The sequence below is a fragment of the Flaviaestuariibacter amylovorans genome (genome assembly GCF_039541815.1).
Classification (GTDB): Bacteria; Bacteroidota; Bacteroidia; order Chitinophagales; family Chitinophagaceae; genus Flavisolibacter; species Flavisolibacter amylovorans.
This window is the reverse complement of the sequence record NZ_BAABGY010000016.1, coordinates 21,538-44,510: the sequence shown is the minus strand read 5'-3', so window position 1 is coordinate 44,510 and position 22,973 is coordinate 21,538. Positions and strand designations below refer to the sequence as shown.

The 22,973-nt window shown below is 61.3% G+C and carries 9 protein-coding genes; 4 read left to right on the top strand and 5 right to left on the bottom strand.

Annotated elements, in window-relative coordinates; translation table 11 throughout:
• Nucleotides 1-75: 75 nt before the first annotated feature.
• The 5 genes from ABD937_RS20055 to ABD937_RS20035 form a co-directional block, all read right to left on the bottom strand.
• Nucleotides 76-3,036 (bottom strand): PAS domain-containing sensor histidine kinase, encoded by a 2,961-nt coding sequence (locus ABD937_RS20055; protein WP_345257701.1) that lies wholly within the window; start codon nucleotides 3,034-3,036, stop codon nucleotides 76-78.
• A 291-nt stretch (nucleotides 3,037-3,327) separates the two neighbouring features.
• Complete coding sequence (locus ABD937_RS20050; protein ID WP_345257700.1) at nucleotides 3,328-3,537, bottom strand: hypothetical protein; 210 nt, start codon at nucleotides 3,535-3,537, stop codon at nucleotides 3,328-3,330.
• Nucleotides 3,538-3,786: 249 nt separating this feature from the next.
• Nucleotides 3,787-5,454 (bottom strand): asparagine synthase B, encoded by a 1,668-nt coding sequence (gene asnB, locus ABD937_RS20045; protein WP_345257699.1) that lies wholly within the window; start codon nucleotides 5,452-5,454, stop codon nucleotides 3,787-3,789.
• A gap of 464 nt (nucleotides 5,455-5,918) precedes the next feature.
• Nucleotides 5,919-6,539, bottom strand: coding sequence for an LURP-one-related family protein (locus ABD937_RS20040; protein ID WP_345257698.1), 621 nt, complete (start codon nucleotides 6,537-6,539; stop codon nucleotides 5,919-5,921).
• Nucleotides 6,540-6,592: 53 nt separating this feature from the next.
• Nucleotides 6,593-6,973: a response regulator gene (locus tag ABD937_RS20035; protein WP_345257697.1), complete on the bottom strand. Its 381-nt coding sequence runs from the start codon at nucleotides 6,971-6,973 to the stop codon at nucleotides 6,593-6,595.
• 360 nt (nucleotides 6,974-7,333) lie between these two features.
• Here ABD937_RS20035 and ABD937_RS20030 point away from each other — a divergent pair, with 360 nt between their 5' ends.
• From ABD937_RS20030 to ABD937_RS20015, 4 genes are all read left to right on the top strand, one after another.
• Nucleotides 7,334-12,535 (top strand): hypothetical protein, encoded by a 5,202-nt coding sequence (locus ABD937_RS20030; RefSeq protein ID WP_345257696.1) that lies wholly within the window; start codon nucleotides 7,334-7,336, stop codon nucleotides 12,533-12,535.
• 65 nt (nucleotides 12,536-12,600) lie between these two features.
• Nucleotides 12,601-18,834 carry a carboxypeptidase-like regulatory domain-containing protein gene (locus ABD937_RS20025; protein ID WP_345257695.1) on the top strand — a complete coding sequence of 2,078 codons (6,234 nt, stop codon included), beginning with the start codon at nucleotides 12,601-12,603 and terminating at the stop codon, nucleotides 18,832-18,834.
• 8 nt (nucleotides 18,835-18,842) lie between these two features.
• Nucleotides 18,843-20,975: a fibronectin type III domain-containing protein gene (locus ABD937_RS20020; RefSeq protein ID WP_345257694.1), complete on the top strand. Its 2,133-nt coding sequence runs from the start codon at nucleotides 18,843-18,845 to the stop codon at nucleotides 20,973-20,975.
• A gap of 51 nt (nucleotides 20,976-21,026) precedes the next feature.
• Nucleotides 21,027-22,757: a hypothetical protein gene (locus ABD937_RS20015; RefSeq protein ID WP_345257693.1), complete on the top strand. Its 1,731-nt coding sequence runs from the start codon at nucleotides 21,027-21,029 to the stop codon at nucleotides 22,755-22,757.
• Nucleotides 22,758-22,973 lie beyond the last annotated feature (216 nt).

The following is a 22,973-nucleotide window of genomic DNA, read 5'->3' as shown; positions in this document are numbered from 1 at the left end:
AAATCTGCGTTCCTTCTCTCGTGTCGCGCGTCAGCAATACATCTGAGATCACACATCTGAGATCTGAGATCCTCCTCACATCGGAAAGCGGATGCAGATCTCGCAGCCTTCGCCCTCGGCGCTCCTGATCTCGAAGGAGCCTTTGAAGACCTCGATGCGGTTCATCATGTTGCTGAGGCCGAGGCCATGGCGCTTCTGGCGCGGGTCGAAGCCGACACCGTCGTCGGCGATGCAGATGTGCAGCGCGTTGCCGGCGCGGCGCAGCCGGATCTGCACGCTGCGGGCGCGGGCATGCTTCACGATGTTGTTCAGCTGCTCCTGCAGGATGCGGTAGATGGTCAGGCGCAGGCCGTTCTCGATCTCCGCCTCGTCCACCTCGAAGTGCAGCTCGAGGTCGAAGAGCTGGAGGTTACGGTAGTGCTCGATGAGCTCCTCGAGGGTGGCACGGAAGCCGATGTCGTAGATCACCGGCGTTACGAGGGCCTTGGAGAGGCCGCGGATCTCGGAGATGGCCTTTTGCAGCAGGGCGGCGCTCTTCTCCACGAAGGTGTCGCGCTGCTCGGGGTAGTAGCGGATGTTCTCGATATAGAGCTTGGTGGTGGTGAGGATCTGGTTCACGTTGTCGTGCAGCTCCTTGCCGATCTCGCTGCGCTCTTTTTCCTGCGTGTTGATGATGGCCTTGGCGATCTCTTTCTGCGCGCCGATCTTCTCTTCGAGTACCTGCTGCTCCAGCGTCCGCTGTTCCGTTACGTCGTTTACGATCACCATCACGTGGTAGCCGCTCTCGAGGTAGATGCCGTGGGTGGTGAGCTCCACGAAGATCTCCGACCCGTCGTGCCGCAGGTGGCGGCTCACGGGCAGCATCTCGGCTGCGATCACCTCCGGCGTTGCCCGCAGCAGGCGCTCCACGCGGGCACGCTCCGAAGGAGGTTGCAGGTCCAGCACGGTCATCGACAGGAACTGTTCGCGGCTGTAGCCATAGTGTCCGATCGCCGCATCGTTGACCTCTACGAAGCGCAGGTCGTCCTTGCGAAAGATCCAGTTGGGCATCGGGCTCTCGTAGAAGAGCAGCTTGTATTTTTCTTCCGACAGCCGGATCGCCTCTTCGATAGCCTTACGCTCCGTGATGTCGGTGAGCAGCGCGAAGTATTGCAGCAGCGCACCCTTCTCGTCGAAGATGGGTTGTCCTTCCACTTCCATCCAGTAAGGTTTGCCGGAACGTGTATAGTGCACGAGCTCGCAGGCGAAGGGCTGGTTCCGCGACAGCTGGTCGTGGATATAGCCTACCGTAGCCGGGTCGCTTTCGGGGCCGTTGAAAAGCGTCGCGGCCTGTTGCCCGATCACTTCTTCGGAGCTGTATTCGAGCAGGTCGGTGAATGCCTTGTTGACCCAGGTGATGCGGTGCTCCGCATCGCTGATGATGACGCAGTTGGACGTGCGCTCGGCCACGAGGGTGAGCCGGTGGGCTTCGTCTTCCGCGCGCTTCTTTGCCGTGATGTCGCGCAGGTTGATGACAATGGCGTCGATGTCGGGGTCGGACAGGTGGTTGGAAAGCGTTGCCTCGATCCAGCGGTAGGAGCCGTCCTTGATGCGGAGCCGGAACGGCGGCAGCACCACGTTAGGCTGCCGCAGGATCGCTTGCCCGGCGGTGAATACGGGCGCAAGGTCCTGCGGGTGGAGGGCATCGAATCCGAGCACGCCAAGCAGCTCGTCGGCGGAGTAGCCACTCAGCACAAGGGCGTTGGGGCTGATGTAGGTGATGGTGAAGCGATGGTCGAGGAGCACCACTACGTCGAGGCCCGACTGTACGATGGCGCGGAAGCGGCGCTCGTTGCGCTCGAGGCGCAGCTCTACTTCTTTCTGTCGCGTCACGTCGTGGGCGGCGCCCGTCATGCGGAGGGCGCGGCCTTCGGCATTGCGGATGATGATGGCGCGGTCGGCCAGGTAAACGGTTTCGCCACCGGGCTTGAGGAAGCGGTAGTGGTCTTCCCAGAAATGCACTTCGGGATCGCAGATGGCGCGCTTCTGCTCGCGCAGCACGCGGGCGTGGTCGTCGGGGTGCAGGTTGTCGCGCCAGACTTCGCTGACGCTGACGCCATCGGCGGGGGTATGACCGAGTACGCGTGCAAAGGACTGGTTGGTATAGAGTTCGCCGGTGGCCAGGTTCCAGTCCCAGAGTACGTCGCTGGTAGCCTGGGCCACGAACTGGTAGCGCTCATTGGAGATGCGCAGGGCTTCTTCCTGGAGGCGGCGGTCTTCCGCTTCCTGCCGGCGATGGGTAATGTCGCGGCTGATGCTGAGGGCGGCGTAGATGGCGCCGTCGCGGTCGCGGAGGGGCTGCGAGCTGTAGGCGATCCAGCGCTCGTTGCCGCGGAGGGTGCGGATGCGCAGCTCCAGCTCGTCGCTCGCGCCGCTCATGACGCGGGCGTGGAGGCTTTCGAAGGCGGCGCGGTCGTTGGGGTGGGCGAGTTCGGCAATGCAGGCGCCCAGCACCTCGTGGGCGGCCGCGGCTTCGAGCAGGGCCAGGCCGTTGGCGTTGATCTCGAGCAGCCTTGCGGCGGGGTCGAGCAGCTTCACGCATTCGCGCTCGCCGTCGAAGAGGGCCTTGAATTTCTGCTCGGTCTCGAAAAGCCGCACGGTCTTCTCGATGCGGTCGGTGGCGTCGTGGATAAAGCCGAAGAGACCCGAGGGCTGTCCGTCCTGGAACATGGGCACCACGGTAACCTGCCCCAGCTTGCGGCCGGCGGGCGTAGGAAAGGCGATGTAGCCGGTGTCGGGCTGCCCTTGCAGGGCGCTGTCCAGGAGCTGCTGCGCCTTGTCGCGCTCTCCTTCCTCGGCAAAGGCGGCGAAGGGACGCTGCAGGAGCGCGTCTTCGGTGGAGCCTAAGAATTCGGGGAGCAGCGCATTGCAGCCGGCGATGCGCCCGGCGGCATCGGTCTGGAAAAAGATCCGGTGCTCGGGCAAGCCAATGCCGAGGTCGGCATGTGGAAACGCCGGATGCAGCAGGGAGGTAGTGTTTGGACCAACGGTTTTCATAAGACGGAACGGGCCTGGCAGCTTAAAAAGCGATCCGAAAGATAGCACATTCCGGGGGAGAATGTGCTGATGGGGTAATGGAGGGAATGTGCTGATGGGAGAATGGGGTAATGGGGTAATATGCTGATGGGAGAATGGGGTAATGGGGTAATATGCTGATGGGAGAATGGGGTAATGGGGTAATATGCTGATGGGAGAATGGGGTAATGGAGGTTTGAGGTGTTCGGTAGGATTGAAAGAAACAGCATACGGGCAGGGACGTCTCTATTCTCCCATTACCCCATTCTCCCATTACCCAATTCTCCCATTACCCCATTCACCCGGCGGCAGCTGGCCGCGGAGGCGCTCGTACAGGCGGTCTACGCTTTCCTGCAGGCGCGTCAGGCAGCGCGGATCGCGGGGCTCGCCGGTTCCCGCCAATGCCTGCAACAGCTCTTCCCGCTGCGCGAGGTAGAGTTCATAAAGCGCCGCTCGCTCGAAAGGCTGCAGGGTTGGAGGCATCAAGGATGTTTGACCCGCCTGCGCAAACGCTGTGCCTGAAATCGAATCGGGTTATGGGGGGATGGGAGAATGGGGTGATGAAAGAATCGGCTTTTTTAGCATGAGGATAATCAGGTAAAAGCTTATACGTCGTTTCGATACATTACCGTTACACAGCACGTAAGCAAAAAGCCTTTCGCAGCGCGAAAGGCTTTTCAGGTATTACCCCATTACCCCATTACCCCATTACCCCATTACCCCATTACCCCATTACTCATACGCTTGCTCGTGCACGCTTTTGACGGCGCGGCCGGAGGGGTCGTTCATTTTCTTGAAGGCCTCGTCCCACTCGAGGGCGATGGCGGTGCTGCAGGCCACGGAGGGCTCGGAGGGCACGCAGCGCGCAGCTTCATCGCCGGGGAAGTGTTCGGCAAAGATGCTCCTGTAGAAATACTCCTCCTTGCTCCGCGGCGTGTTCACCGGGAAGCGGAAGGCCGCGTTGGCAAGCTGCTCGTCGCTCACCTGCTCGCTGGTCACCTGCTTCAGGGTGTCGATCCAGCTGTAGCCCACGCCGTCGGAGAACTGCTCCTTCTGGCGCCAGGCCACTTCGGCGGGCAGGTAATCCTCAAACGCTTTGCGGAGAATATGCTTTTCGATCCGGCCGTTGCCGCTCATCTTGTCTTTCGGGTTGAGGCGCATCGCCACGTCCATGAACTCCTTGTCGAGGAAGGGCACGCGGCCTTCCACGCCCCAGGCGGCGAGCGACTTGTTGGCGCGGAGGCAGTCGTATAAATGCAGCTTGCCGAGCTTGCGCACCGTTTCCTCGTGCAGGGCCTTCGGGTCGGGGGCCTTGTGGAAATACAGGTAGCCGCCGAACAGCTCGTCGGAGCCTTCGCCGCTCAGCACCATCTTCACGCCCATCGACTTGATGACGCGCGCGAGCAGGTACATGGGCGTCGAAGCCCGGATCGTGGTCACGTCGTAGGTCTCGATGTGGTAGATGACGTCGCGGATGGCATCGAGGCCCTCCTGGATGGTGAAGTGCACCTCGTGGTGCACCGTGCCGATATGGTCGGCCACCTTGCGGGCGGCGGCGAGGTCGGGCGAATCCTTGAGGCCCACGGCAAAGGAGTGGAGCTGGGGCCACCAGGCGTCCTTGAGGTCTTCGGTCTCCACGCGGCGCGCGGCGAATTTCTTGGCGATCGCGGAAACGACGGAGGAGTCGAGGCCGCCGGAGAGCAGCACGCCATAGGGCACGTCGGACATGAGCTGGCGGTGCACCGCTTCCTCGAGGGCTTTCTTCAGTGCCTGGATGTCGCTTTCGTTATCCTTGACGTTGTCGTATTCGGTCCACTCGCGGTGGTACCACTTTTCGGGCGTGCCGGTGCGGCTGTCGAGGAAGTGGCCGGGCGGGAACTCCTGGATCTTCGTGCACACGCCGGCAAGGGCCTTGAGCTCGGAAGCGACGTAGAAGGTGCCCCACTCGTCCCAGCCCATGTAGAGCGGGATGATGCCCATATGGTCGCGGGCGATGAGGTAGGTATTGTCGGCGTGGTTATACAGCGCGAAGCCGAAGATGCCGTTGAGGTCTTCGAGGAAGGCAGTGCCTTTCTCCCGGTAGAGCGCGAGGATCACTTCGCAATCCGACTGCGTCTGGAAGGTGTACGGCTCCTTCAGTTTTTTCTTGAGCTCGCGGTGGTTGTAGATCTCCCCGTTCACGGCGAGGGCGAGGGTGCCATCGGGCGAGAAGAGGGGCTGCTTGCCCGAGGTGGGATCCACGATGGAGAGGCGCTCGTGTACGAGGATGGACTGCTCGCACATGAAGATGCCCGACCAGTCGGGGCCGCGGTGGCGTTGCCGGCGCGACATGTTGAGGGCCTGGGGACGCAGGTCCTCGGCTTTTTTCTTGAGGTCGAATACCCCTACGATTCCGCACATAAGATTCCGTTTTTGGGGGCCGCTTCATGGCGGGCCCGGTATAAAAAGAATGCTTGCCCTTATTAGGGGACAAGCATCGTTGGAGGGAAACAAATATAAGGGAAAAGGTTTATTGGTTTATTAGTCTATTAGTTTATTGGTCCTTCGGCAAGCTCAGGATGACAGGGGTCGTTTTATGCGAAGCGTCTCCCTGGTGTGAATCTTCACCAGGTGTTGATCATTCTGGTTGCTTATGGTAACTGCCGCCACGGGTAGGAGCAAAGCCAGCTTGCTGTCAAAGGCTTTTTGCCTGCAGGCTGTCAATACCTTGAAACAGACCGCACAGCAAAAGAAAAGGCCGCCTGACGACGACCTTACGAATAAACTTTCATGCTTTCGGAGTAACTGCAATCATATCGACGCTCTCACCGGAGCGACCCACTAATAAACCAATAAACCAATAAACCAATAAACAGCGCTCCGCGCTACCCATTCTCCAGCAGGAGGCGGTCGATGGCGATGGCGGCGATGAGCATCACTTGGCGGTCGAGGCCCTCGAGGGCTTCGCGGGTGAGCAGCACGCGGTAGACGTCTTTGCCTTTGATGGCGGAGGCGTCGCCGCGATGGTCCTGGGTGATGGCGCCGAAGGAAATGTACTCGCGGTCGATGATGTCCATGTTCCAGGCACCGGGCGTGCCGGCGATCTCGCCGATCTTCTTGCCTTCGCCGTTGAAGATCTTGAGGCGCGGTTTGCGCGAGCGGAGCTTGTGCTTCAGGTAACCGATCACGTTGTCGGAGCCGTCGGTAATCTCGGTGCGCGACACCAGCAGCGTCCAGCCGCGGCGGATGGAGGCGATGCGGCGGCCCTGCCCGTCCTGGATCACAAAGCGGAAGGGCAGGAGGGAAGAACGGAGAAAGATGCGCCAGAAGTGCATCGCAACCGAAACCGGCTGCAGCAGCACGCCGATGCGGCTGCCGGTGCCGTCGTAGATGGCAAATTCATTGTGCCGCTTCACGGAGCCGCGGCGCTCTTCCACGTAGAATTCCGAGCGACCGAAAAAGGGCTCGGGGCGCTGTACATGCTCTGTTCGTGCTTCTGCAACCATACGGGTGATTCAATTGGGGCGTAAGTTGCAAAAATATTCTTAAAGGCCGCTGCTTAATCGGTGTAGCGCGGCAGAACCTCTGCCGTAAGCTGGCCCTGCACCTTGTGGAGCAGGTCGTTGAAATCGAAGGGCTTCGCCAGGAAGTCGTCGGCGCCGGTGTTGCGGAGCGCCCACTCTTCGTCGCCCGACATCAGGATGACGCGCACGTCGCTCGTTTCGGGGTCGTCTTTGATCTGGCGGCAGAGCACGCGGCCGTCGGCGTCGCCAAGGCCGATGTCGAGCAGGAGCAGGGCGGGGCGGTGGATGCGGAGCTTGCGCTCGGCCTCAGCCAGGCTGGAAGCGAGCACGGGCTCGTAGCCCTGGCCCTTCAGGATGATCTGCGTCACGAGCAGCAGGTCGGCGTTGTCATCGACCAGGAGGATCTTTGGGTTCATAGCGGTCCATTTGAGTGTTGCAAAGGCCCACTTGGCAAAAACCCTTCCAAAAGTGCGGTGCAAGCGTCGGGAACCCGCTCCTGCCTGATTGGGAAGCCGGCGAACCGGTTGCTTCAGGTTGCCGTTGGCGGCCCGCTACTGCTCAGCTTCAACTGCTTACCTCGTGCTTTCACACGGAAAAATGGCAGCTCCTTCCGTATTTATACGTACATTCGTTGTCCCTTCCTATACTCTGCCACCTTCCCAGGACGATCCGCTACCGTGTCCACAGAAGGGCCTCTTCCCATCTCTTACAGAAATCCGTCACCTCAATCCAAGGCAGATATGCCTTGCGGCCCTTCATTGCTATAACCAAACCTTATGCGACTACTGCTTCTGCTCCTGTGCCTGTGCTCTACCGGCGCCTTCGCACAATCCTCGTACACCGTTGAGGTGCGGCAGCCCGTTTCCTGTTACAACGGGTCGGATGGCGTGCTCGTGGTGCATGCTACCGGAGGGGTAGCTCCCTACCAGTACAACTGGTTCCGGTTCAATGGCGGGAGCACACCGCTCGGCATCACCGACAGTATTGCCACGGGCCTCTCCGCCGGCGACTATCTTATCGATGTGACCGATGCCAATGGCAACCCGGTGTACGGAGCAACGGATCTCTACCAGTTCGAGGGACCCGACCCGATCACCGTGCAGACCAGTTCCCGCAATGGGTGCCGCGGAGCGTCCAACGGAACCGCCGTTGCCACCGTATCGGGCGGCACGGCTCCGTACCGGTACCTCTGGTCGAACGGCGCCACCACGGCTACGGTGCAGGGCCTGGCCCCGGGCACGTATACGCTCACCGTCACCGATGCCCGCCAGTGTACCTCCACGGGGCACAGCGTCACCATCGGGCAGTCGGCCACCGCGCTCTCCGTAACCGGCACGCTGCAGCAACCCTCCGGTGGCTGCAACGGCGGCATCAGCCTCTCCGTTTCCGGCGGCGCAGCGCCCTATACCTATAGCTGGAGCAACGGGGCCGGCACGGCCAGTCTCAGCGGCCTTTGCAGCGGCAGCTATACCGTCACCGTTACCGACGCGGCCGGCTGCGTAGTGGTAAAGACCTTCAGCTTCAATGTGGCGTTCAGCGCGCCCCTTTCCCTTTTAGCCCCGATCTCCTGCTCCGGCGGTGCCGACGGCAAGCTGGTGGTGCATGCCTCGGGCGGCACTTCCCCTTACACGTTCCAGTATGTTGACGCGGGTACCGGCGCCGCCATCGGCCAGACCGACAGCATCGCCACCGGTCTTTCTGCAGGAAGCTATTTCGTGCGGGTGACCGATGCCAACGGCAACATCACCACGTCGAACACCCTGGTGCTGGTGGCGCCCGCGGCCCTTGCACTCCAGCTCGCCACAACTCCCGCCTGCTTTGCTACGGCGAGTGGAAGCGCCACCGTTTCGGCATCCGGCGGCACGGCTCCTTTTCAGTATCTCTGGAACAACGGGGCCACCACTGCCACCGCCACGGGGCTCGCCGCAGGCACGTATACGGTCACCGTCACCGACGCCCGGGGCTGCACCCGCACCGGTTCGGTGCAGGTGGCACAGCCGGCAGCGGCGCTCAGCGTGCAGGTTGCCGGTACTGCCCCGCAGTGCGCCGGCTTTAGCAATGGCACGGCTACGGCTACGCCTTCGGGCGGCACCGCGCCCTATACCTATCTCTGGTCCAACTTCAACACGGGTGCCACCGCCACCAACCTTGCCGCCGGTACCTACAGCGTCACGGTTACGGATGCCGCTGGCTGCAGTGCCATGCAAAGCGTGACGTTGGCGGACCCTGCCGCGGTAACAGCGCAGGTAACGACCACAATGGCCTGCTTCGGCGGCTTTAACGCCACGGCTACGGCTACGGTAGCAGGCGGCACCGGCCCGTATCAATACTTTTGGTCCAATGGCGCCACCGGCAGCTCGATCACGGGCCTGGGCGCCGGCAGCTACCACCTGATGGTCAGCGACGCCAGCGGCTGCGGCATCGCCCCCCTGACCTTTACCGTAAGCCAGGCGGCGAGCGCGCTTGCCGTTCAGCCTGCGACTACCCCGGTTTCCTGCTTTGGCGGAACCAACGGCACGGCCTCGGTGGCTGCCTCGGGCGGCACGGCTCCTTACCAGTACGCCTGGAGCAATGGCGCCACCACGAACTCTTTAACCGGGCTTGCAGCGGGCACCTACTATGTAACCGTTACCGATGCCAACCAGTGCTCCGCCTCCCGTTTTGTCGATGTGCTGCAGCCGGCGGCTCTTGCCCTCCAAATGAGCGCTACAGCGACGCTTTGCTTCGGCAGCAACAACGGAACGGCCACCGTGGTGGCCACCGGGGGCACCGCGCCCTACCGCTACACCTGGTCTACCGGCGCCACTACGTCCGGCATCACCGGGCTCGCGGCAGGTACGTACAGCGTTACGGTGCTGGATGCCCGCAACTGTTCGGCAACGATGAGCGTCGCCGTTAGCCAGCCCGCAGCCTCGCTGGCCGTGCAGGTCAGCGCCATCGCTGTGCGCTGCTTTGGCAACAGCACAGGCGCTGCCACCGTTACCGCCTCCGGCGGTACCGCCCCCTACCGGTACCTGTGGAGCAACGGAGCCACCTCGTCCAACATCTCCGGCATCAGCGCAGGCGCCTACACGGTTACCGTAACCGATGCCAACAACTGTACGGCAACGGCCAATATCACCGTAAGCCAGCCCGCCACTGCCTTGTCGGCCACCCTGACGGCAACGCCGGTGGGTTGCTTTGGCGGGAGCGACGGGTCGGTAACTGCCACTCCTTCCGGCGGCACGGCCCCTTATCAATTCCTTTGGAACAACGGCGCTGGTACCTCGGCCACGGCTACGGGCCTCGTGGCGGGCACCTATTCACTCATTGTCACCGATGCAAACGGGTGCATGACGAACCACGACGTGGTGATCACGGAGCCGACCCAGCTGGCCGTACAAATAACCGTAGTGCCGGTGAGCTGCTTTGGCGGGAGCAACGGGTCCGCTACAGCCATTGCCACTGGGGGCGCGGCCCCTTATCAATTCCTCTGGAGCAACGGCGCTACCACGGCCACGGCTACGGGCCTCTTGGCCGACAGTTACGTACTTGCCGTTACGGATGCCCGTGGTTGCCGTATCGACGGCGGCGCGCTCATCACACAGCCGACGGGTCTCCTTGCCACCGTGACGGCAACGAACGTGAGCTGCTTTGGCGGGAGCAACGGGTCGGCTACAGCCATTGCCACCGGCGGCACGGCCCCCTATCAATACCTCTGGAGCAACGGCGCTACCACGGCTTCGGTTGCGGGTCTTTTGGCAGGCAGCTACAACGTTCGGATCACCGATGCACAAAATTGCCAGACCTTCCGCACCGTAACGGTGGGGCAACCAACGGCGCCCCTTACAGTGCAGCTGAGCCGGGTGGCAGTCGACTGCTTTGGAAATCTCACTGGGTCGGCCGCGGCAACGCCTTCGGGTGGCACGCCCAATTATGCTTACCTGTGGTCCACCGGTGCCCCGACACCCTCCATCGGCAATCTCGGGCCAGGGACCTACTCCGTTACGGTGACGGATGCTGCCGGTTGCAGCACCGCATCCTCCATCGTCGTGACCCAGCCCACGGCAGCATTGGTGGTGCCGGTATCCGTCACCCCGATCACCTGTTACACCGGCGGCAACGGCACGGCTTCGGCACTGCCCTCCGGCGGCACGCCTTCATATTCCTATCTCTGGTCCAACGGAGCCACCACGCCCACCATCACCAATCTTGGCGGCGGCACGTATACGGTAACGGTTACCGATGCAAACCTGTGTACGGCTACCCGTACCGTTGTCTTCACTGACCCGCCCTTGCTCACCGCACAGGTCGTCCCTACCGATGTATCTTGCTTCGGTAACAACAGCGGCACCGCCACCGCAACGGTTTCGGGCGGTGTTGCGCCTTATCAATACCAATGGTCTACAGGGGCAACGGGCTCCTCCTTAACGAACCTGGGTGTGGGCACGTACAACGTGGTCATCACCGATGCCCTCGGGTGCACCACCACTGCAAGCACCACCATCACCGGCCCCAGCGCGCCGCTTGCGCTCAGTTTCACTGCCGTTCATTCTCAGTGCTTCAACAGCCCGCAGGGACAGGCTACCGCGACGGTGACCGGCGGTGTTTCTTCCTACCAGTTCACCTGGTCAAATAACGTCGTTTACAGCAACGGCTACGGGTTCATCTTTAATCTTCTGGGAGGGGTATACAGCCTGACCGTGACCGATGGCAACGGGTGTACGGTCAGCGGGTCGGTCACGATCACGGAGCCGCCTCCGCTTTCCCTCGATATTACCACAGTGAACGGGTCCTGCTTCGGGGCGCGCAACGGGTCGGCAACCGCAACCGTGTCGGGCAGCACGCCGCCCTACCTCGTGTCGGCGTGGCTAGCTCCAAACTCCACGAACCCCACGATCAGCAACCTGGGTCCGGGCCAGTATACCTACAGGGTGCAGGACCGTTGCGGTGTTGTGATCGATCGCACGGTGACGATCACCGAGCCGGCAGTGCTTGCGGCTTCAACTTCGATTACTCCCGCGTCCCCTTGCTTCGGCGCTGCCAATGGCGCCGTGTCGGTAGTGGCTAGCGGCGGAACGGCTCCCTATCAATATCTATGGTCGACGGGAGCCACCAGTGCATCCGTCGCGGGCCTGGTGGCCGGCACCTACACGGTGGATATCACCGATGCGCAAAACTGCACGCTCCAAAAGACCGTGGTTGTTGGCCAACCCGAATTTCTACGGTTCGAACTCGGTCCCGACCGGGTACTGTGTGCCGGCCAGGTGCTGACTCCCAACGCCACCGGCAATTTTCCGGCGGGCAGCAGCTTCCAGTGGACGTCCACGAACGGGTTCAGCGCTGCTACGTCCCAGGTGGTACTGAACGACCCCGGCACCTACTACGCCGTGGCGGTATCACCGGGAGGCTGTACGTTCCGGGATACGGTTACGATCAGCCGGAGCCCCGACGTCATCGCCTCCGAGTTCATGGTGGCCTCGCAACTGTTCCGGGGGCAGCCGGTAACGCTCGTGAACATCACGGCTTCACCCGCTCCCGACAGCGTTGCCTGGATCCTTCCTCCCGCCCCGGGAACGACCATCCTGAGCCTTAGCCAGTCTATGGCCGAGCTCGTGTTCCGGGATACCGGCCGCTATGTGCTTCAGATGAAGGCCATGCGCGGAGCGTGCGAAAGCATCAGCAGCAAGATCGTGCAGGTGCTCGAGCCGCAGGCCTTCGTCGATCCCATTGTGACCATCGACCCGCTCATCCGCGATTTCAAAGTAGCTCCGAACCCGAACAACGGCTATTTCACGGTGCACATCCTGCTCAAGGAGATCAGCCCGATCCGCCTGCGGATGATCAACGTCACGACCAACGCGGTGATCAACAACCGGCAGGATGCCGGCAGCAGGGAATACGTGCTCAACTACAACCTGAATCTGCAAGCCGGTATGTACGTGCTGGTGCTTGAAACACCGAAGGCGACCCGGATCTATAAAGTGATCGTCAACTAACCAAACAGAAAGTGGTCAGCCGCTGACCCGAAGCGCCAGCAAACGTTCAGAACCAAAATCAACCGATGAAGCTTTTTCTTACGACCGGTCGCCGGCTGATCTTCGCGGCCCTGCGCTCCGGGCTCCGCCTGCAGCTGGCCTTCTTCTTCCTGCTGCTGGCGACGGCCGCCCGGGCACAGCAGTTTCCCGTACAGGTAACGCCGCAACTGGTGCCGCCTTACAGTACGGAGCTGAGTGAATACTATACGGGCACGGTGCCCAAGATGATCGTGACGCTGACAAACACCGACCTGCAGCAGCCGGTAGCGCGGGTGCGCCTGCGCATGACCATCAGCAGCCAGCTGGTGACGCTGCGCAGCCGGGACAACGTGAATTATGACCCGATCGAGCTCATGGCCGGCTTGCCCCAGCGCCTGTCGCTCAACGACCTGGCCCCTTACTTCAATCCCAATAATCTCGACATCCAGGGCAACATTGTGCAGGGCCGGCTCCCGGAAGGATTTTACCGATTCTGCTTCGAGGCCGTGGAGATTGCCACCGGCCGGGTGGTGAGCCGCCAGGAGTGCGCGATCGCCTCGCTGAGCCTGAGCGATCCTCCCCTGCTCAATCTTCCGGGCAAAGGCGGGGCGGTAAATGCCACCCAGAACAATATCGTGTTCAACTGGACACCCCGACACCTGTCGAGTCCCAACTCGGCGTTCACCACCGTCTACAATTTTCAGCTCGTAGAACTACTGGACAACGGTATATCGCCAGAGATGGCGCTACGCACGGCGCAACCGCTGTATGAGGTCACCACGAGCGCCACGTCGCTCGTGTACGGCCCGGCACAGCCGCAGCTCCTTGAAGGCAGGCGCTACGGCTGGCGGGTGCAGGCCCGCAACACCAACGGCGTCGACTTTGCCGATGCGTTCCGCAACAACGGGTTCAGCGAGGTATCCTGGTTCCATTATTACCGGCCCTGCCCCGAGCCTTCCGGTATCTGGGCGTCGCGGCGCAACCATGCGAACATTTACTCTTACGTGGATGTGCGGTTTGAATGGAATCAGGATCCGCGGCATACCGGATACGTGGTTGAATACCGGAATGCGACGGAAGGTAACGGCCAGTGGCAGACCGTGGAGCGCAGCGTGCCGCTGACCGGATCGCAGCCGGGTGTTGGCGCTTTCGACGAACCTGCCACAAATTTTGTCACGTTCCTGCGTTCTAACCAGGCGCAGGTGCACGCAGGGTGGAGGAACTCCAGCTACGTGTATGAATACAGGGTGGGCGCCCGGTGCGCGGCGAACGGCCCGATCACCTACTCGGGTTACCACAACGTGCGGATCGGAGGTGAAGGAGGGAGCAAGAAGACGACGGGTAAAGTAACCTGGTCCTACAAGTCGAAAGAAGAGATTGAAGATGCAACGCCCCGCAGCCTCGGATCCGCCGAACCGGTAGGGGGCTCCGTTACGGAATTGGCGGATGATTACGCACCCGGCAATACCCGGTTCCCGTTGAAGGGAGCGATCGTTACCCTCAAGGCCAGGTACGATTACGGGTATCAGTCGGCGCCCCGCGTCGCCACAAGGGCAACCGCGGTAACCGACGAGAACGGCAATTACGAGTTGCAGTGGAGTTACCTAGAGCCATACCACGTCAACTTTATAGAAATTTCGCACCCGAGCGGTCTTTTCGGAGTGATCCGCAAGCCCCTGAACTCCCTGGGCGGGACGTTGGAAGAGCTCACCACCACCCTCAACAGCTTCGAGCTGAAGCCCACCGTTTATGCGCCCGGCTTCGTGACCGGCACGCCGGTCGCCATTGATGTCCTGCTTCGCGAAAACACGTTCCGGCAGTTCAATTTCATTTCCGCCGCCGGTGTCGGCACGGATCCCGCACTCGTCTACTATAACAACGAAGCCTACCGGGTGATGACCACCCTCACCGATGGCAAAACCTACAAAAAGCTGCCCTTCAACCGGAACGGCAATGAGCACTACGTGGCACGGGTCCGCTATACGGACCGCGAGCCCTACTTTGTACCGCTCAGCCCGGTAGAAGGCAACTGGGCGCCACGGGCGTACCTGCAGTATTATTTCCCGCAGGTTAAGCTGGTAAAGCTCCTGGCGCAGACCTTTAACCTGAACGGCCTCAAAACAGAGGTTGCCGGTACCGTGCGCTTCCGGTCGGCGCTGCGCCGCGACGTGGCCGTGGTGATCACGGTGAAGCGGGTGGACGAATTGGGCAAGACCCCTGATATGGTGCAGGGGATGGATCCGTACCTCACCTATACGACGCGTACCGATGGCAACGGGGAATACAGCTACAACCAACTGCCCCCGCTGAAGCCCGGCACCAGTGTGCGCATCGCCTTCCTCGACCGCAGCATCCGCTTCGATTCGCTGGTACTGACGCGCACCTACAGCGACTCCGGGATCATCCGCCAGGATGTAGACTTCCCGAATAACCTCTACACCGTTACGGGCCGCGTAGTAGACCAGAACAACAACGGGATCAGGGGTGCCCTGGTGAGTGTTGTTGGCTCGTCGGAGAGCGTGCAGACCTCGGCTTCCGGCTTTTATATGCTCCGGGTAAGCGGTGAAGGTCCGCGTAAACTGCGCGTGACGCTCGACGGCTTTGCAGACCGGGAACGCTCCTTCACGCCGGCGCCGGGCGTCGGCCCTTCTGGCGCAGGCACCCTGTCGTCCCAACAGTGGGTGGACGCGCTGGGCCGCACGCGGCAGGTGCTCGCCAACCCGCAGGCCATTCCCGGCGGCACGCTCACAGCCGAAGTGTTCGGCATCGGCACCGGCGACCTGCAGCTCAAATACAAATCCTATATCCCCCAGAACGCCGACCTCAAGGGTGTGGTGGACGCCGACAGTACCACGTTCGTGATGCTGCAGGGCCACCTGCGGATGGAGGTGCTGTATAAGGGCCAGCGGATCCGCGCTGCGGTGAACCTGGCGCACCAGACCCTGGCCTTCCGCAGCGGCCAGGAGAGCGTAGCGGGAGCCCTATACGAGATAGGTGTACCGCAAGGCACCTACAAGGTCGAGGTCGTTCCGTTGCCCGGACAGGAGCTGTTTGTGCCGTTTTACAGTGAAGTGAGCATCAGCGCCGGCGATACCGCCCGCGTTACCGTGCTGCTTAGCGACGGTGTGGTGCTGCACGGCACCATCAATAACACGGCCACCGGCGACCCGGTCGATTCCGCGCAAATCAAGGTGCGCGGCCTGCCTTACCACGCGCGCTCCGATGCGCAGGGCGCCTATACGCTGGTGCTGCCCAAAGACAGCGAGTTCGAGCTCAACCTGTATAAGAACGGCTTCAACTCGTTCGATACCACGGTCAGCACCCATTCCACGGTGAGCTATACTTCCGAGGTACGCCTGAATGGCACCACCTACAATATCGTCAACATCAGGACCGATCTCAGGTTGCTGCCCCGCGATTCCACCATGCCTGTCTTCACGTCGCTGTCGGGCTTCCCCATCAGCATCGACAAGCAGCTGGCGGATTCGGTGCATAGCGGCGTTTACCTGATCTCCGGAACATTGACCGTGGGCGATAATAACGTGTTTTCCACTTCCCCCACCGACAACAGCCTCACCTTTAAGGATGTACCGGTAAAGGATGAGGACAGTGATGGCAACGCGCTCCCGATGGCAGACGTGGCCTTCGAGGAGGCCGTGATGAATACGACCGCCTTCGGCTTCGTACCCGTAGAAGTGACGGGGCTTCCGCAGATCATGCTGAAAGGTCTGAAGGAGGGCGATGAGATCAACTGGGCCCATACCGTGATCGGGGGCACCGAGCTCACGGCCAAATTCCGTGAGATCCGGTCCGTAGGCACGGTCCCGATTCAGCTCAGGGACGCCGTGCTCGTGGCAAAAGACTCCAGCATCGTCAAGGCCAACACGGAGCGCGAGGAAGCCGGCCTGCAGCCCTTTGCGTATGTATACACGGCACCTGACTTCTCCATCAATGCACTCGGTTCCGGGCAAACCTTCGACCTGGAATGGGAGGCCGACCACAATCCCTCGGATTCGGACTACGTGAAGTCGGCGCTTGGGTATGTGTCGCTCTTCCTCGAGCGCTCAAGCTCCGAGCTTTCGGAGGATGGACTACAGCTCAACGGGTACCTGCAGTTTCCCAACTTCCTCGCCACCCGCCTGCCCGATTCGGGCAAGGTGGAGATCCGCAGCCTCGTCATCGACCGGTCGCTCGCCATCAAGGAGCTGAAGTTCGATATCAGCAAGGACCGGCCCTGGATCTGGAAGCTGCAGAAGGTGCAGGCACAGATCACCCACCTGGAGCTCTATGGGCTCGGCACCCCGAACATGGGGGCGGGCTTTGGCGGCACCATGACCTGGAAGAAAGGTGCGACAAAAGGGGACACCCTGTTCATCAACTCGCTTTCCGTCGTCAACAGTGCCGAAGGCCTTGCGCTCTCGGCCAGTGTTTCTACGGATGTCAATGGCTTTGGGATGCGCTCGCTTGTATTCAAGACCACCGGCGACGAGAGCATCGACATGAGTTACAACGTTGCGTCGAAGGCATTCGAGTTCAGCGCTTCGGGCACCCTGGACTACAAATCGGCGCGCACCGATACCACGGCTTCCAGCAGCTCGGGATCTGTCACCAGCAATGTGTTCCCAATCGAGATCCAGTCGTTCAAGCTCAATAGCAGCGACTGGTCGCTCTTCCTGGCGGCAAAGGCCAACATCAAGATCGACCTGAAGATCGCGAAGCTCCACGTGGACCGGCTGCTCGTGAGTGTAGGTTACGACAAGTCGCTCGACGCGATGAACGCCTACCTTGTAAGCGGCACCGAGCAGGGAAGCTCCGTGGGCAGCGGCGGCCCCGAAGACCAGATCGACGAATCGAAGTCGTCATGGGCGGTGGGCATTGCCGGGGGCGTTGAGTTCCCGGTCAAGAATATGAACACGGATGTGAGCGGCTCTTTCCTCATTGCCAACGTACGCAACAAAATCGAGGTGCGGCTTAACGAGATCGCCATCAAGGTGGAAACGCCGAATATGAAGGTGGAGGCCGTGATGAAGGTTGCGTTCAGCGGCGTCAAGCGCGGATTCGAGGTAGAGGCCAAGATGGAGACTGTGCAAAGGGTCTTCGACGCAAGCCTCAAGTTCTATTATTACGAAACCGGCGGCATCGAGCTCGGGGCGAGCATCAAGGCATCCACGTTCATCGTGACGGGGCCGGTGCAGTGGTACGCTATTGGCGGCGGCTTCAGCCTCAATACCGCGGAGAATAAATACAGCGTCTTCCTGGTCGGGGACGTCACCGCCATCGGCACTCCCAAGGAAGTGGGCTATGTGAAGAACGCCCGCATCGACGTCCTCTTCGATATCAATAACTGCGGGCTGTGGCCCGTGGTCAAGGGGAGCGGCACGCTGGTCATGAAGGAAAAGGAGTGGGGGTCCATGGCCATCACCCTTGATTTCTGCCGCATGCTGATGCTGGTTACAATCAAATCCAAAGTAACCGTAGGCGAAACGATGCAGCTCAATGTGGACGGTGTGCTGTTCGGCATCAAACCTTCGTCTGGGGTCACCGGAGCCTTCTTCATGGCGGTCAATGCCCAATTGGGCAGCAGCATGGGCGACATGCTGAGCGGAAACGTCATCCTCGGCGTCGGCGTCAACTACAACAACAACGATCCGAATGCGCCGCAGGAGGCCCGCGACCAGTGGGGCAATATCGATATCTCCGCCAAGAGCGACAACGGCACCCGCATGCATGGCTTCTATGTAGCCGGCAATATGAACAGCCCGAACCGGGAAGGGGGCTTCGACTTTGACATCAGCGGCCTTCCGGTGCTGAGCTTCAATTATAGTATGGTCACGACCGGCTCGGTCAAGATCTTCGTCCGCTTCAACTCGGGTGGCTCGAGCACCACCTTCGCCGTAACGGCGGGGGTAGCTACCGATGTAGAGGCTTCGCTTTACGTGTTCGGCGTCGGCTTCACGGCGGAGGCACATGGCTCCGTGGCGCTTGCGGGCGGCTACGACGGCAAGTGGTGGGTAAAAGGAGAGGCGGCCGTCCAGCTCCTCTTCCACAACAAGGAGAGCCTCAGCTGCAACTCTGCCGACGTCGGCGTCAACTGGTGCTGCTGCAGCAACTGGCACCACCCCTGCTGTGGCAACCCGATCAAGAGCTGCTTCTACGATTGGAGCTGCAGCACCGAGGTGTGCCTGCCCGTACCGTATTTCTACTTTAAGCTTTGTGCGGATCTGAAAGCCTCCTTCTCCTACAGGCAGGGAGAGAGCGTTCAGTTCACGTTTACTAAATGATATTCCCGATGAAGAAGTTCGTTTTCCTGCTGCTTATAATCCAATGCGTAACGTTTGCCGTTTTCGGGCAGGGCCCCGACGGTCCGGGCCTGTACCTGCGCTCGGCCGCGTCGCCGAAGGGCAACTATATCTTCCTGACGAGCGCCCCCAACCCGGCTGCCCTGCGTCCTGATCTCATGGGCGGCACCGATCGCTTCGAGATCCGCCGGATGGTCTACGATTCCACGCTCCGCGAGCGGAAGGAAACCGACCTGAAGCCGGTGGGCACCGTACGTAAGGCCACCACCCTCAAGGAGCTGCAGGCGGTGTACACTCCCTCGGACCTGGCCGATCTGCGCCGCGTCCTCAGCGTTCCCTCCGATGAGGCGGTGGCCGAGTACTTCCGTACGCATAGCCGCCCCCGGGACTTCAGCTTGGCCTACAACATGATCGAAACGAAGCAGGCGCTCGGCGAGGTATTCCTTGACCAAGATGTTCAGGCCGACGTGGTTTACATCTACACGGTTTCCCGGGTTACGCACGCCGGGCTCACCGAGTACATAGGTTATGCGATCGTGCAGGGAAAGAGCGGTAACTACACGCTGCCGTACTTCCGTCCCCGCAGCTCAGGGGTGAACACGTCCGACAGCCTCGTTCGGGTTACCTGGAAGATGGCGGTACCGGGCGACGCGGTGTCCCGGATCCCGGTGCCCCGGTCGCGCATGGCGTCGGACAAGGAAGGCGCCATCCTTAAGGTGCCGTTTCCGCCCTCGGCGACCCGCGTGCGCGTAGTCGAGGAGTTAGAAGGCAAGTTTGTGGAAGTGATGCGGCTGGCGCCGGTGCTCAACCGCACCGGTGATACCGTCACCTACACCTACTCCAGGAAAACGCTGCCCGAGGGGCAGGTGCGCGCTTACCTGCTTACCGAGGATGAAGTGTACAATACCGGGGTTCCCTCCGACACCATCACGGCCTGGGCCGTAACCCCGAAGACGATACCGCTCATTTACGGTATCCGTGTCAGCGACATCGAAGGTGGTGTTCGCCTGGCCTGGGACCTCCTGCCAAAGAAGCCTTATATCTATGGCGTGCTCCTGTGTCGCCGGGCCGGCAGCGACGCACGTGTTGGCGCCGATACCCTGGCGATGCTCACTCCTGCCGACACCACGTACTCCGACCTGAAGATGAAGGCAGGCATTCATTATACCTACGAGGTGCGTGCCCTTTATGGACAGGCCAACCTGGCACAGAAAATACCGGCAACGGGCACCGGTACTGTATCGGTTTTTGCCCGCCCCCTGCCGCCTTTTAACCTGGTGCCGGCTAAGGCGGGCCGCAACATCCGCCTCGACTGGGAAGCGGTTGACGACCCGGGTTTCTACGGGTACTATGTCTACAGGGGCACCTCACCCAGGCACCTCGATCTCGTGGCCGGCCCGCTGAAGAATAAATCCTATCTCGATACGTCGGCTTCCCTGAGCGGGCGCTCTACCTACTTCTATGCCGTGGTGAACCAGAACCTGCGGCAGGATACCAGCGACTTTTCCGAAACGGTGAGCATCGTGCCCGACCGTGTGGTGGAGACCGACCGGCCCGAGCAGGTACAGTTCTTCTACAGCAACGGGCTGCTGCGCGTTTCCTGGAAGGACGTGCGCCAGCGCGACAACGCCATTGCGGCCTACCTGGTGCAGCGGCGCCTGAAGGGCGAGGCCGGGTTCCGCACAATCACTCCGAAGCCCATCACCGTGGCTTACATCGAGGATACCGTGCTGCGTACCAGCAACGCCGTGCAGTACCGCGTGGCCGCCGTGAACTTCCGCGGCGACGTAGGCGCCTGGAGTGAGCTGGCCGAGTTCACCCCCCTGAAGCGCGCCGTGGCAACGGTCAGCCTCTTCTACGTGCGCAACGTCAGCACCGGCATCCAGGTTTCGTGGCCGGAGATGGTGGTGGCGGGCCGCAAGGGCTACACCATCTACCGCCGCGAGGCGAGCGAGAAGGAGTTTACGCGGCTGGCATCCGTAGACGCAGGCACCTTTTCCTACCTCGACACGAAAGCGGCAGCCGGAAAGGTATACGTGTATGCGCTGACGATCACGGAGGCCGACGGGCGCGAAGGTGAACGCGGCGCTTCGCTTTCGGTACGCCGCGCAGCAAAACCGTAGTTATCGAACGACACAAACATCAATCAGCAGCACCCCTCTTAAACTGGCCTCATGTACCGCTCCACCACCGTCCTCCGCTCTTCCCTGCTCGCCGCTCTCCTCGGTGCCGCCGCTACCGCCGCGGGCCAGCAGCTCGACCTCGAAAAGGTGGGCGACCTCCGGAAGCAGCCGCTCCTCGCACCCAGCGGAGGACTCAGTGCCAATACGATCTTTTATGATGGCAACGGCGGCGCGGGCCGCGCTCCGTTCACCTACTTCCTCAACGGGAACCTGAACATCAAGGTGGCCGGGCTTGTAGACCTGCCCTTCTCGTTCAACCTCACCAACTCGGGCAGCGGGTTCAGCTATCCCGTTTCACCCAACCGGCTGAGCCTGCACCCGAAATACAAATCAGTGCGGGCCCATATCGGCGACGTCAATATGACCTTCTCGCCTTACACCCTCAACGGGCACCAGTTTCGCGGCCTCGGCCTCGATTTCGACCGGGTGGGCAAGTTCCAGATCAGCGTCATGGGCGGGCGGCTGCAGCGCGCCATCGAGTACGACAGCACGAACCGCACGGTTCCCGCCGCTTACCGGAGATTCGGCTACGGGGCGAAGGCGAACTATGTGCAAAAGAACGTGACGCTCGGCATGATCGTCTTCGGCGCCAAGGACGCCGTCAATTCACTCAGGTTCCGGCCCGACACCCTCCAGCTCTTCCCGAAGCAGAACCTGGCCATGAGTTGGAACGGGCTCTTCGTGCCGGCCCCGGGCGTAGAGCTCTCCGCGGAATACGCGCTCAGCGCCCTCACGCGCGACCAGCGCGACACCACAGCCACCGGCAGCAGCTCCGGCGGATTGCTCAAAGGCCTCGTAGGCCGCAGGAATTCGACCTCGCTCTACAAAGCCTACCGCGCCAACCTCAACTACCGCTACAAGCAAAGCACCATCGGCGTCGGGTACGAGCGGGTCGACCCGGGCTACGAAACACTGGGTGCCTACTACTTCAACAACGACCTGCAGAACATCACCGTAAACTTCGCGCAGACAGCGCTAAAGGGGAAGGCCAATGTGAGCGCCAGCGTGGGCTACCAGCGCGACGATCTCGACGGTCAGAAGGCGGGCATGAACAAGCGCTCGGTCCTGTCGGTGAACCTGAATTACGTTCCGAGCACTAAGCTCATGTTGTCGGGCAGCTACTCCAACTTCTCCACCTTCATGAACATCAAGCCGGTGTTCCTGGAGATCAACCAGGTATCGCAGTTCCAGAACTACGACTCGCTCAACTTTACCCAGATCTCGCAGAACGCCAACCTGAATGTCAACTACGTGCTGGAGCAGCGCGCGGAGCGCACCCAGGGGATCAACCTTAATGTGAGCTTCCTGAATTCGGGCGATGAGCAGGGCGGCCGAAAGCGGGCCAACGGTCAGTCGAGCTTCTACAACCTCGCGTTGGCCTACACGGTGGCGCGGATCCCGCAGGGGATGAGCCTCACGGCCGCCTTCAATGCACAGTTCAACCGGATCGGCACCGACGATTTCGTGACGATGGGACCCACAGTGGCGCTGCGGGCCCGGGTGCTGCGCGCGGTGCAGTCGAGCTTCGTGGTTTCCTACAACGCGAGTAAGGCCGGTAGTGTTACGGAAAGCAAGGTGCTGAACCTGCACCTGAACTTCTCCCACGCCTTTAAAAAGCGGCACAACCTCTTGCTTGGCGTGATGAACCAGGCCCGCAACCTGCGCCGCACGGGAAGCACCAACGACCTGGTGATCACCACGGGATACGGGTACGTTTTCTAACAGGCTGTTCAGGCCATTGCGCTTTTCAGAAGTGTCGAAAGGACCGGCCGCAAGCGGCCTCTTCGCGCCACGGCGCTCCCGAAGCCTCGGGAGGTACAACGGTGCGACGATAAGATGAATTTGGTCTTTTCGTTTTTCGTCGTGTCTTTGTGCCGTCGCGACAGGGGCGTCAGCCCCGCTCCCCGCGCTTGCGCGGTCCTAAGGCGGAGTCTCCGG